Source organism: Paenibacillus sp. JT31N17 (assembly GCF_056269255.1).
In genome coordinates, this window is sequence record NZ_JBWDNP010000011.1 from 205846 (window position 1) to 218676 (window position 12831).

11 protein-coding genes are annotated in these 12831 nt (G+C 46.2%); 1 reads left to right on the forward strand and 10 read right to left on the reverse strand.

The features are described from left to right. Window positions 1–49: 49 nt before the first annotated feature. Entirely contained in the window at window positions 50–661 is a 612-nt protein-coding gene (locus AC0YOB_RS27530; RefSeq protein WP_475795489.1) for a TetR/AcrR family transcriptional regulator, read from the forward strand. A 143-nt stretch (window positions 662–804) separates the two neighbouring features. On the opposite strand, the gene AC0YOB_RS27535 is transcribed toward AC0YOB_RS27530, so the two are convergent. From AC0YOB_RS27535 to AC0YOB_RS27580, 10 genes are all read right to left on the reverse strand, one after another. Further along, window positions 805–1464: an SDR family NAD(P)-dependent oxidoreductase gene (locus tag AC0YOB_RS27535; RefSeq protein WP_475795490.1), complete on the reverse strand. Its 660-nt coding sequence runs from the start codon at window positions 1462–1464 to the stop codon at window positions 805–807. 291 nt (window positions 1465–1755) lie between these two features. Next, a complete protein-coding gene (locus AC0YOB_RS27540; RefSeq protein ID WP_475795491.1) occupies window positions 1756–2448 on the reverse strand; it encodes a formylglycine-generating enzyme family protein in 693 nt (230 codons plus the stop codon). A gap of 23 nt (window positions 2449–2471) precedes the next feature. Next, window positions 2472–2840, reverse strand: a complete 369-nt coding sequence (locus AC0YOB_RS27545; RefSeq protein ID WP_475795492.1) for a DUF4180 domain-containing protein — start codon at window positions 2838–2840, stop codon at window positions 2472–2474. A gap of 27 nt (window positions 2841–2867) precedes the next feature. After that, window positions 2868–3521, reverse strand: a complete 654-nt coding sequence (locus AC0YOB_RS27550; RefSeq protein ID WP_475795493.1) for a TetR/AcrR family transcriptional regulator — start codon at window positions 3519–3521, stop codon at window positions 2868–2870. Between the two features lie 370 nt (window positions 3522–3891). Next, the gene (locus tag AC0YOB_RS27555; protein ID WP_475795494.1) at window positions 3892–8016 is read right to left on the reverse strand and encodes a discoidin domain-containing protein; all 4125 of its coding nucleotides are present in this window, start codon (window positions 8014–8016) and stop codon (window positions 3892–3894) included. A gap of 3 nt (window positions 8017–8019) precedes the next feature. Next, window positions 8020–8259, reverse strand: coding sequence for a hypothetical protein (locus AC0YOB_RS27560; protein ID WP_475795495.1), 240 nt, complete (start codon window positions 8257–8259; stop codon window positions 8020–8022). A gap of 29 nt (window positions 8260–8288) precedes the next feature. Beyond that, window positions 8289–8435 (reverse strand): IS3 family transposase, encoded by a 147-nt coding sequence (locus AC0YOB_RS27565; protein ID WP_475795496.1) that lies wholly within the window; start codon window positions 8433–8435, stop codon window positions 8289–8291. 31 nt (window positions 8436–8466) lie between these two features. Then, window positions 8467–10791 carry an ABC transporter permease gene (locus AC0YOB_RS27570; RefSeq protein ID WP_475795526.1) on the reverse strand — a complete coding sequence of 775 codons (2325 nt, stop codon included), beginning with the start codon at window positions 10789–10791 and terminating at the stop codon, window positions 8467–8469. Window positions 10792–10793: 2 nt separating this feature from the next. Further along, window positions 10794–11498, reverse strand: coding sequence for an ABC transporter ATP-binding protein (locus AC0YOB_RS27575; protein ID WP_475795497.1), 705 nt, complete (start codon window positions 11496–11498; stop codon window positions 10794–10796). A gap of 681 nt (window positions 11499–12179) precedes the next feature. After that, window positions 12180–12743 (reverse strand): TetR/AcrR family transcriptional regulator, encoded by a 564-nt coding sequence (locus tag AC0YOB_RS27580; RefSeq protein WP_475795498.1) that lies wholly within the window; start codon window positions 12741–12743, stop codon window positions 12180–12182. Between the last annotated feature and the right edge of the window lie 88 nt (window positions 12744–12831).

Below are 12831 nucleotides of genomic sequence, written 5' to 3' on the forward strand. Positions count from 1 at the left end.
AAATAGACAAAACGGCTTTATGACCTCAACGCTTCTAAGGAGGGATTGAATGAAGGCAACAGAGACGAGTCGACAGCTTAAGGGGAAAGAAACACAGAAGAGGATTTTTGCTGTGGCTAAGGAGCTTATCATAACTAAAGGGTATAATAATGTTACGGTTGACGAAATATGCGAGAAATGCAGCCTTTCAAAAGGCGCGTTTTATATTCATTACAAGTCAAAAGAGGACATCGTCCGAAAATTGTACCGTGACGATATTACGGAATATATGAACGAGAATTTCAGGAAGTTTACGCTTGAGCATAAGGATGCCAGTCCAATAGACAAGCTAAAAACGTTTATGATGTGTACCTTGCGCTTTCCGTCAGTCGTAGGGGAAGAGCTTACCAAGCTTTCTTTTATTGTCAATCTGTCGCCAAAATCGCCGGAGCAATCCTCATTTTTTGCCGATTGTTTAGAACCGGAGCTGCTCTTGGGAATTATTGATGAAGGCGTATCCGGATCGGTATTCAGGAACGATTTATCCACAGAAGAGATCGTGAATTATGTATACTCTTATTTAACGGGAGCCTTGATCACCTGGTGCTTATCAAACTTCGCATATGATATTGTCACGACGGGGGAGAAATCAGTGGGGGTCTTCATAAAAGGTCTTCAATGACGAACGCGCTTTACGTATGGCAAAAAAAACCGTTCTTTCGCAGATGGTTGGCTGGTGCCTCCATTTAACCAAAGAACGGTTTCTTTTTGTTTTTATAAAATAAAGAACGAAGGACTGTCCTTTCATTCTCACGGCGAAGATTGTTATTCCTTAAATATAATTTCCTTTTGGTCCCTGGCGTTATATAAATTCCAAAAAACATCCGCAATGCGATCCGGATCGTAAAAGGTTCCTCTTTTAACATGGTCGGCTATCAAAACCTGCCCTACATAAATTCCGTGCGGCGTCAGCGTATCAGCCAGCGACAGCGCGAGCGAACGAGTCGCAGCTTTGCCTAAGGATAAAGAAGCGTAATCCGGATTCGGATCAAGCGCTATTGCGCCTCCCGTGAAAAAGAGAGTCCCTTGCTTACGCTCGATCATTTCCGGAATCACCTGTTGAGCGCTCGTTAATGCACCTACCGTGTTCACTTTAAAGTCATTGATCAGCTGCTGTTCGGTTAACGAAAGAGGGTCCCCCGGCACAATATTGGCTGCATTATAGACAAGGACGTCAGTCGCTCCATATTCGGACTTAATTTGTGCAAATGCCTGTTTTAAGGAATCCGGATCGGAAGCATCCGCGGAGATGCCATAAGACTCAATATTTTGTTCATGAAGTTCCTGTAGATTGGGTTCCAGCGATTGTTGAGTTCTTGAGACAAGAACCACCCGAAATCCATTGCCGCCAAATTTTTTCCCTATACTGAGGCTTACTCCTAGGCCCGCACCAACTATCACAAGCAATGGATTGCTGTTCATCATCCCATCTCCTTCTTACGATTAGTGATGAAACATAAATTATATAGTATATAATTATTTGAAAGTATATTAAAACACACGGGAATAGTCAACATTTACTGTAGAAAACGACAGCTTCGCCTCTTATTACTTCATTCAGCAAGTTCATCTGGTGCAAGGTGAAACGGCTGTCTCCGTCCTTATGGCGGGGCGCGTTTCATTCCGGAGAAATATAGAGAAAGTATGGCGAAATGATATACTTTCCTATATTTCAAAAAAATCCCCGGAAACCTTATTGGTTCCGAGGACATTTTTTTATAGAGCCTGGGGGAGGGATCTGGCAAGGCGGAAGCCGAGATCATCAATGCGAAATGTGGGGTGACTGCGGCGGCGGCACGTCGCTCCACAGCCCCTGGCCTCTTCCGCCCAGCTGCCGCAGCGGAATACTCTGTACGAACCGTATACTTTCACATCGTATAGATCCCAGCACCACTCCCAAACATTTCCCAACATATCATGGAGGCCCCACGCATTCGGCAGCTTTTTACCTGTCTCATGCGCCATGCCCGCGGAGTTTTCACGATACCAGGCTATCTTCTCAAGCTCACCGTACCGGTATCCGGTTGTTGCCGCTTTACACGCGTACTGCCATTCCGCTTCCGTAGGAAGACGGTAACCATCCGCCTCCCAGCTGCAGACGACACTCTCACCATCATCACTTACCGAGTAACATTCCTTCAGACCCGATTGCCGGGAAAGCAAATTACAAAAGAGAACGGCATCGTTCCACGAGACATCCACAACCGGAACTTGGGAATCGTCATTACGTCCAACTGACTTTTGCGCGGTCGACTCATATAAAATTTTCGTAACAGGAACCGGTGCAAGCCAAAAAGAATTCACCTGGGCCGTCCATACCGTCTTTATTCGATCGTCCCTTAATTCAATTTCACCTGCAGGAATTTGCACCATTGGATACTCAGTATCACTACGACGCGCGTTTGACACCTGTCTTCCTCCTGTCCCATCTGCTACCTCAACTTGCTTAACTTTTCAATCGCTTGCTGCTCGGTCGGCAGGAAAAAGAAATCGTTGCCGTTGTTGCATTCATAGATGAAATCCTTAAGGCTTTGACTTGAATACACGGAAAAATCTCCAATAATGGCAAACTTCACCCGATAATTGATGAACTTCTGAAGTATTTCACCTGCAAGGCGTGTTTTCAAATCGAAAAAGCTTTCGTTTAGCAGGGATTTGTTTATAACGATACGATCAGTGCCTGCTTCATATTGTACGGTTGCCATCAAATCCAATGCTGACTGTACATCCTCTATTACGATCTCGCTGCTGCTCACGACGGCAATCGTTCCCCCGCCTGTTTCTACCTTCGTTATATTCATAAACATCCTCCTAACAAAGAAATATACTCAACTATTGGTGAGCCTTCTCACATAATCATCCCCGATGGCTCGATTATCTTCCCCATTGACGGGCGGAATGTCCGCTACTCGAAAGAAGCTTAGACCTATTGCCATCGCCAGCAGCCCATATGCAGCGTTTTGGGAATTTTCCACAGACATATGTCCCATTCTGTTGCCGTAATCAAAAATCTTTGCTATGCCATCGAAATCAGCCCGATAGCTCTTGGATGCGACTTCCTGCAAATTGCGATCCAACACGGCCTTTGAGAAAAATTGCAGAAAGAGCCTTCCTTGATCTTCATACGGGATAAACATCTTGTCAATTCCATCAAGCCGCGAAACATTAATCTTCTTCTCCTTGTCATCACGGTATGGCGGCAGTATATGTTTCAGCGTAACATCAATCATTTCCCCGGCTGTCATGGTGTTTTCAATTTCTGATTCTATCTTCAGCCCATAATAGGCCAAGAACGATTGGAAGGCTTCGATCGTCAGATTATCCTTATTCTTAAAATAATACGTGACAACACCCTTTGAGCAGTCCGCATACTCGGCAACCTTATCCAGAGTCATGCCATCGATTCCGTAAATGCTAATGCAGGTTAACGTGGCGTTTATGACATCTGCTCGGCGCCTTGGTTCCATTCCCAGTTTGGGCATGATTTCACCTTATCCAATTTATTTATACTGAATGGTCAGAATAAATAAATTGTACATATTGATTGACCCTGTTGTCAATGAGGAGTCGGGTTTGTTGATGTTTGAAGCAAGTAACAACTGATGCAGATATACGCGCGGACATACCAAGGTTCACCCTTCAGGTGAAGCACAGCAAGAATAGTAACCACAGTTTCAGCCTGGGTTGCCTCCTCTTTCGCCCCATAAACCATTTATGCATAGCCGTTCAAGTCATTTGCATAATCAAGAGGCCACTCCCTCTCGGAGCAGCCTCTCCATTCACTTCTGGTGTATCTGACACCTCTCATCTTGGGAGAATGTCGCTAAGCCTTCCTACTGAAACAGAATTTTCTTATTGGTTATCAGCCTGATCATGAGGTACTGCGACGGTTACAGTTACAACCGTTTTGTTACCTGCTTTATCGGTTGCCGTATACGTGATCGAATAATTGCGCGATTTTTCCGCGCGCAAGTAGAAGGAAACGGCGGCCGTACCGAATTCGGCCTCTATGTCGCTTTGACAGCTATCGGGTTGATCACAGGCAATTGACGTTAACGCCACAGATTCAACGCCCGATCCGGCATCATCGGAACTCAGCTCAGCATGGACCTTCACCATTTTATGATTCGGAGGCCAAATCGACGTCTTATCCGGCAGGACGGATAACGCCGGCGCCGTCTTGTCGACGTTCACCGTAACTGTATGCGGCTCTTCCGCATTGCCTGCGAAGTCCACGCTCCAATACACTAATGTATGCGTTCCATCGGCGGTCAACGTCACCTCGTTCCCGGTTTGGCGCTCGCCTCCGTTTACGGAATAATAGGTAGCCTCTACGCCGGAATCGGCATCGTCGGCATAGAAGGTTACTTTCACATCCTCATTAATCCAGCTTTGCGGCGCATTATCCGTTGTCACCGGCGGCGTCAAGTCTGCCGCTTTCACTTCCCCGTGCAATCTTAACTCCGCCATGTTGCCGAACCACGAATTCGAATTGAAAATCCGGATATAACGGTATGGTACCTGGCTGCTCGTGGTGATGCTTTGCCAATCCGCCGAAGCTACCGCTTCCTGGGAAATTGTCTTCCACGCCACAAGATCATTGGAGCCTTGAACAACGGCACCTTTAATTCTGGCGTAATTATTGTCTTGTCTTGCAAGCATTTCTACGCTCGATAATGCGGCTGCATGGCCTTCTTTGAAGTCGAACGTAATGTAGCCCCCAGCCCCGCCGCCATTTAAGCGGAAATCGGAATTCGTTGTAGGATTGTTATCGAATAGATAATTGGCCTGTTTTAATGTTTCAGCAGCGGTCCTTCCCGAAGTCGAATCAAGAAGATCGGCGATGCCGGTCACGTTGCGAATCAAAGCCGACTCGTCGGTCAAATACAGCTTGGAATTGTCGGTCGTGGAATACGCCTGTTCTCCCCTCGTTCCATCATTCTCCTCGTAGTCGATGACGAATTTCACCATGCCGGTTTGGTTCTTATCGTTCAGGACTGCCGCGGCCGTCCAATTGACGTTGTCCTGCGTGCTGACCGTCGCCTCCTGACCTTGAATGCTGACTTTCACGTTACGAATCGCTTCTTTGAATTTGATCGATAGCTTGGCCGTGTCGCCTAACACGATTCTGCCGTTCACGCTCTGGTCCGAGCTAATCGAAACCGACGCCAGCTTGTTATTCGTCTCATGCCGCTTGCCATAGATTCTAAACTCGGCGAGCTCTAACAAATTCTGAATGCTGCCGCGAAGCACATCGGGCTGCGGATCGACCAAATGAATTTTAAGATACCGGAACCTGGCATCTTTATAGGCATCGGCCACGTCAAGGGTTGCAACGCCGTCGGTAAACGCCGTTTGTCCCGGCGTGATCCGCGTCCAATTCTCTCCGTCGTTGGACCCGAATACCGTCGAACCCGCCATCCGGTCTACGAAATTCATTCTGCCTTCAAAAGCAAACGAATCGGCCGAAACTTTATAATCGAGTCCGAAATCCAAGATGTGATACAGATTCGGATACGGTGCCAGCGAGTAGACCGGGAAAGTGTTGTCGTTGCCATCCACGAGGAGAGAGATTGCATCGTCAAATGTGGACGTAACGATTTTGCTATAATCTATACTTCCGTCATCCGGTAATACAGGCGTCAACAGTTGAAGGCTTTCGGCCGCGTTCCTCAGGTTTAACAATTGTTGATAGAAAGCCTCATCGGTCGCGTTCGCAAGCTGGCTCATCGTCGCGTCATACACGGCTTGGTAATGATTCAGCGACGCGGTTACGTAGCTTGCATCCGGATCATAAATCGCCGTTGCCGCTTCAATGGCAGAAGCACGGTCGTCGGAAACAATGATGGTGACATTTTTGGCTGCAAGCGTCGTGCCGTCGGAAGCTTCGGCAATGAAGGAATACGTCCCGGCCTGCGCCGGCTGCCAGGACAATATGCCGGTACCCGTATGAAACGAAGCAGCCTGCGGCTTATTCGACAACTCATAAGAGATGACCCCATCTTGACCAGCATCATCGGCGGAAAAATCCAGGTTCACAGGCGCGCCGACAAAAGCAAATAAAGTCATATCCGAATTTCCGGCTTTAAAGGCCGGAGGCGTCAGTTGCTCGCCTGCCTTGACGTTTAGGTGGTCAATGTCTACCGTTGTGCCTGCTCCTCTCACGTTCATATACAGGAGGCTGTAATCGCCGTCAAGCTGACCATAGGAAACATGGCTGATCCCCATGTCATAGGTCATGTATTTCCATTGGCCCTTTGTATCCGGCAGCGTTAGCGTATGATATGGCGCCGAATCGCTTTCTTTACTTAGCTCTAATACAGCCGTTCCGTCCGTTCGAAACTTTATTCCGATAAGCCGGGAATTTGCGCGATTGGCATACGAAATATTCTGCAGGGCGTATTTGCTTCCCTCTTCCGTTGCCTTTGTCCGCACATAAGCGGCATCTCCCTCATGGATGGTAACCGTATTGTCGTCAAACGCCGTATACCGGTCTTCTGCTTCTACCAGCGCATCGCTTGTCTGCTCTTCGGGAAGATACTTCGCTCCCTCGGACTCCGCCTCCTTCGGCATATAGATCCAGAAGTCTCCGCCTCCGTCCGGACTTTCCCACGCTTGCCTGAACGACCCTTGATAATAATAATTGGATGGAATTCGCTTGGTAAATGCTTCATAGAAGTAAGGGGCTTTCTCCGCGACATTGACCCCTTTCACATAGGTGTAGTAGTAATACATATCCCAAAATAAAGCCGTATTCATTCTTCCTCTGTACGAATCCGAGAACTTCGAGTAGATGCCTTTCACCGTTCCGTCCGGAAAGATGGAGAATGGTACCGGAACCCAATGCGTGTCATAACCGAGCATGTACTTCCAGAAGAAGTCGGCAGCCGCTAAAACCCGGTCATCCAGAAACTCATAGTACCCGACGGCATTGTCCTGTGCGGATACGGTGCCTTCCACCGGGTCGACTTTGGTCCCCTGGGCCAAAAACATACGCGAGAGAATGGCCGCATTCGTCAAGTCGCCGGCCCCATGTGCCTGATCCCGGCCCATCTCCACCTGTTGAACGACCGGCTCGTCCAATTTCTCGCCTGTCTCCGCATTCGTGTCGACTAATCGGAACAATTGCTTAATCGATCCGTTGAAGCCCTGATTGCTAGCCGTCTTATTCACGGTCGCCCATTCGACCGCTTCATTATATCTTGCTCTGTTATCGGTAAAGATGTAACCCGCCATTGCTCCAAGCAGCGGATAGTTATGCTGGTTCATAAATTGATTATTATCGTGCTGAAAGGTTTCGATGACCGGATTAATCAGATTATTCGTAAAGTCGGCCGTATCCTTCTCGGTCCACTTCAGCTCATCCGATTGGGAGCTGGAATATCTTAAAATTTCCGCCGCCGTGACCATCCGGTTGAGAGGAATGCCCGTATGAATATGCGAATCAGTAAAATACTTGTATTTCGCGGGGTCCATCTGGGACCAGATGCGGATAATGCCCATGGCATTCGCCCGATAAACCTCTTCGCCGGTAATATAATACATCAGCGATTGTGTATACGCTTTCAAACCATCTGCAATAAATCTTGAATTAAAGCCTTGGCTGTCAAAAGCAGTGATGTCCGGTTTCGTCGGATCCGCGGCGCTTTGATTGCTGGATGTAACCGTCTTCGAGGCGGTCGCGGATACGGTCATGGCCTGGTAGTAGGAATACCAAGGCTCCTTTTGCGCCAGTACCTGCGTTCTCATGTTTTCCAGTATCGGTTTGGTTACCCCAACGCCTGGATGGGTAAAACCGTTGGTAACAGTTTCATTAATTTCAACGATATAACCGGTTCCGGCCCCTTCCTCTGTCCCCGATTCTGCAGCCGAAACCGCAACGACCGGCGCAAACATCGCAACCATACTCACGGTTACAATTACCGCGGACAGGCGCTTCCATAAACCTCTGAAATGAATTGCTGTAATACGTTTCATCAGTTACCTCCTAATCAAAATAGATTCACTTAACATTTTAGGAAGAATCGCCCTTCCTGCTTTAAATTGTAGATGATCCTCCGGCCAAATGGTATGAGGGTTTTTATAGCGATTCCTGCTGTTTTTATAGCGATTCCTGCTGCTTTCATCAGATTTGTGATAAAGGAGAAGTTGGATTCCGAATGGAGGCGAAATAAGAAAAACAGGCACCACGCCGTAATGGGTTGCCTGTTTCTTAGCCAATACTACTGCTTCGCCTGTAGCCTCGATCGCTATGAAGCAAAGGGCTGCTTCCAGGATAAAACGGATTGGATTCCCTGTACCCTCATCAGACGGTATACGCGCTTATGGTTAATCGTTTTTCCCGTTTGGCTGCGCGTATGCAGCGTTAATTGACGATAGCCAAAGATATGCTCCACTTTCTCATAAATATAATTTGTTTTTTTGCTTTCATTCTATTCTTTTTAATGATTCAATCATACTGATTTTAGTTACTTTTCTTCGAAGCAATAAGTTAGAGAGGATGGTAAGCAAGTATGCAAGCATAATCGACACAAGCAATATAGAAATACTTAATTTATCCGGGATTTGCTGATGGGAACTCGACAGTGCCTTTACCACCATTCCATACATATAGCCGCTTATCGGTAATCCTGCAATTACTGCAAATGTGGTTAGAATGATGTTTTCCAAGAATATAAGTCTATTTATTTTGTTTTTCTGATAGCCTAATACCTTAAGTGTAGCAAGCTCTCGAATTCTTTCATAAATGTTTATGGAAGATATCGTATAGATAGCGCCAAAGGAAAGCACGACCGCACAAATGATAAACATGATAAAGATAAAACTATTTTGCTTCAGTATATATTGAGCCGATTCCTTCAAATCATTCTTGTCTGCAATTGTATCTACCTGTTGATCTTGTTCGAAGAAATTACGAACACTTATAAGATCTGTAGCGCTGCTGGTCTCCACTAGAAGCGAGGTTGGATTGTACTTGATGCCAAAGCTCTCCAGATACGCAGGCGTGCAATAAAACGACGGATTCGAATACTGTGTAGATATGTGCAAAACCTTCAACTCTACAATCTTATTTTTAAACTCGGGCTCTGTGAACTGGATGTTGATGATATCCCCTTCTACTATGTGATATTTGTCGGCGTAAGATTGGGGTACCAGTACACCGCTATTTTCTAAAGATATCTTATTGTCATTTTCGTCAAAAAAATGAATGAGCTTGTTATCTTTTTCAGAAATGACTAAAGTTGCATTTTCTTGTTTATCATCTTTCATGAATGCAACAGGAAAGGTGGATAAAAAATAACTATTCGTTATGCCGGAGGGCAGGTTTAACGTATTCATAGCGGTTCCCGTCTTATAATCCACTCTCAAATCATAGGAATAAACTTCTTCAACTTGGTTAGCCACTCTAAGCAATGCTGTTTGAGTACCAAAAGCGGTAATCAATAAAACCGTACTCACTACAACACCAACCGAGCTCGCTAACGCTTTTGGTTTATTTAAAAATATATTTCTCAAAATGAGCTTGTAGCTGTAGGAAATATGGCTCCAGATGCCCGGAATTCTTTCGATTAGCAGCTTCTTCATCTTCTTAGGCGGTTTGGGACGCATCGCCTGGGCTGCACGTTCCTGCAGGATGGCTCTGCCGCTCAAGTAACAGGACAGGATTCCAAACGCACTGGAGAAAAGGATAGGTGGGATCACAGAAGTTAAGGATAAGGAGAAGATGATATCAGGCAGCGAGTAGGCTTTGGCATTCGACGCCCTCACTAATGGAATAAATACACTAGCGGCAAGGACAGAACCTAGAATGGAGCCTATGATCCCTACCAGCACTGGGTAACCCATGTAATGAAGCATGATGTTTCTGTTTTTTACACCCAACGCCTTCATGATGCCTACTTGATTTCTTTGAGAATCAATGATCCGCGACATGGTAAGGAAGAGAATAATCGCTTCGATCATAAAGAGAACCAACGGGATAACCCTGCTCATCAATTTATTATTATGAATTGTTTGTTGTAGTTGAGAATAACTGAACGTCCGCTCTTTACTGATTTGGTTTACATAGGAGAGTTCTTTAGATTGTGCTTCAATGGTTTGGCCTAATTGGTCAATATCGTAACCTTCCTCGGCATCAATCAAGATTTCATTATAGTAAAAGCCGCCTGCGATTTGAGGTATGGCCGCTTCAGTCATATAAGCTACACCGAAGGTTTTATGGTCCTGGATCTCGTTTTTTTTGGCATATTCCACATTCTCACCCAAGCCGCTAATGGTGAACGTCACATTTTTCCCATTCACACTTGTCTGAATTTGATCACCGACCTGGTATTGATGCTCCTTCGCATAATGGGAATCCAGCAGGATTTCATCCTTTTGTGACGGAATCCTGCCCTCAATCAGCGCAGGTGTATTGATTACATTATTTGCAGGGATCGAATGTATCTTTAAAGAAGATTTCATATCTTCAAAAGCCTGCGTCGCATCCAGGGTGAACCGTCCTTCGATTTTGCTTATACCTTGAATTTGGCCTAACCCGGCCACGTCCTGCTTGGAAATTTGGCTGTAATAGACATTCAAGTCGCTTAAATTATGCTCTTTAAAGTAAACCTTCGTATAAGCGCCAAGATTATCGCTTAACGTGACCAGCCCCGCATAGAAAAAGGCGCCTACTGCGATAACCAGCACAAAGGCGATAAATTGCCCGACCGATTGTTTGATATCCCTTACCAATTTTAAATATAACTTCATCATTACCACTCGATCCCTTCAACATTCTGTTTGTCGTGATTCACCGTAACGCTTTCGATCATTCCGCTCTTCACCTTGATAATTTTATCCGCCATAGGAGCAATCGCGGAGTTATGCGTGACCAGGACAACGCATTTCCTCGTCTCCTTGTTCAGATCTTGAAGAAGCTTTAAGACCGACTTCCCTGTCACATAATCCAAAGCTCCGGTTGGTTCATCACATAGTAGAAGCAAAGGATTCTTGGCAACGGCTCTAGCTATGGCCACTCTTTGTTGTTCTCCTCCAGAGAGCTGGGAAGGGAAGTTTTTAATACGATCCTGTAATCCAACTTTATGTAGAATATCTTTAGCATCCAGATGGTTTTTACATACTTCAGTGGCAAATTCAACGTTTTCCAGAGCGTTTAAATTGGGAATCAAGTTATAGAATTGAAATACAAAGCCAACCTTCTCACCGCGGTATTCGGTTAATTTTTTTTCATTGAACCTTGTGATTTCTTGATCACCAACAAACACATGGCCTGCAGTAGCCGTATCCATACCGCCAAGGATATTCAAAATTGTACTTTTGCCGGCACCACTAGCACCCAAAACAACGACGAATTCTCCCTCTGATATGGAAAAATCAACACCTGCAAGAGCCTTGATCGGGACCTCTCCTATTTTGTATTCTTTCGTTACTTTTTTGAATTCGATTAACGTTTTCATTTTCACATCTCCTCTTATTGCATTTTTTGAAGCCTGGTTTGACGCGTTTTCCCATCCTTATTACTCCAGATTTGAATGAAATTGGAACATTATTCGAGTTGATTATACGAAGGCAAGTGAAGAGAAACATCCATCTACAGTCTCCACTTCAACTAGACCAAAGTCGGGTCCAAACACAACAGCACTCCCTGTGCACGAGAAACTCCTTGGGGTTCTCATCCCCCTGGGCAATCCAGCAATAAACAGAAAACCACGTCCGAATTTGGACGTGGTTGAAATTGTTTATTTAGTGGGGCCTGATGGTCCATTAAGGGGGTATACGAATCTTGATTTAATGGCTGACGAGGCTTAGTCTATGGGGATTTTTAGCGGCAGATTCAGACGCCGTGCTCCTGCACTCTCGATGTAACTTCTTCGAAGCTTAAGCTTTATCATCCGTTCCGTCCGCGCGGGAAATCTCTGGGCATTCCATCAAATACAATTAAAAAAGCAGCCGTATTGGCTGCTTAAAATTTGTATTTGGTGGAGCCTAGGGGGATCGAACTCCTGACCTCATCGCGGCCAGCGATGCGCTCTCCCAGCTGAGCGGCGGCCCAGTTCTATTCTTCTTACACGCGCCAGCACTCTGCCGCTCTCACCGGACCTTCCCCGCTCGACTGCCCTGCACATCCCACTTTCCATCTACACCCTAATCGCCTTCCACGACGCCTCCAGCGTCTGCTGCGCCTCAAGCTCCGTCAGCGGATACTTCTCCACGAGATAACCCTTGACGATGGCGGAAATAATGCCGTGGATGAGCTGGTGGCACATATGGGGAGCCATCTCCTTGATGACCCCCTGCTTCTGCCCTTCGACGATGACATCCTGCACGGCCCGCGAAGAGCCCGCATCGTCCATATTGCGCAGATCGGCCGAGATATAGGGCGAATACGAATAGTTGTCGATAAACAGAAATTCCTTGGGAAAATCGATCCCGAAGCGAAGCCTGTTCAACTGGAGGCATTTGAACCTCTCATACAGACTCAGCCCCGGATCGTAACCGGCCAGAAGGCAGTTGCCCATATGCAATCGTGCCTCTTTATATACTTCATTGACCAATTCTTCCTTGCTGCCAAAATAGTTGAAGACGGTGCCTGAGCCTACATTGGCTTTCTTCAATATTTTGGCGAAGGTGACGGACTGCAGCCCTTCTTCATCGATCAGATCCAGTGTAGCGTTCATAATATCCTGGCGTTTGCTCATCATACACACCTCATTAAACTCCACTTTAGTGTCGCCCGGGAGCTATGTCAAGTCTATGAATTCTCCCACCTGTTGTCAGTCTTATCCGACC

Coding starts and splice junctions, on each gene's coding strand:
- AC0YOB_RS27530 (WP_475795489.1), top strand. CDS start 50: ATGAAGGCAACAGAGACGAGTCGACAGCTTAAGGGGAAAGAAACACAG.
- AC0YOB_RS27535 (WP_475795490.1), bottom strand. CDS start 1,464: ATGATGAACAGCAATCCATTGCTTGTGATAGTTGGTGCGGGCCTAGGA.
- AC0YOB_RS27545 (WP_475795492.1), bottom strand. CDS start 2,840: ATGAATATAACGAAGGTAGAAACAGGCGGGGGAACGATTGCCGTCGTG.
- AC0YOB_RS27550 (WP_475795493.1), bottom strand. CDS start 3,521: ATGCCCAAACTGGGAATGGAACCAAGGCGCCGAGCAGATGTCATAAAC.
- AC0YOB_RS27555 (WP_475795494.1), bottom strand. CDS start 8,016: ATGAAACGTATTACAGCAATTCATTTCAGAGGTTTATGGAAGCGCCTG.
- AC0YOB_RS27570 (WP_475795526.1), bottom strand. CDS start 10,791: ATGAAGTTATATTTAAAATTGGTAAGGGATATCAAACAATCGGTCGGG.
- AC0YOB_RS27575 (WP_475795497.1), bottom strand. CDS start 11,498: ATGAAAACGTTAATCGAATTCAAAAAAGTAACGAAAGAATACAAAATA.
- AC0YOB_RS27580 (WP_475795498.1), bottom strand. CDS start 12,743: ATGATGAGCAAACGCCAGGATATTATGAACGCTACACTGGATCTGATC.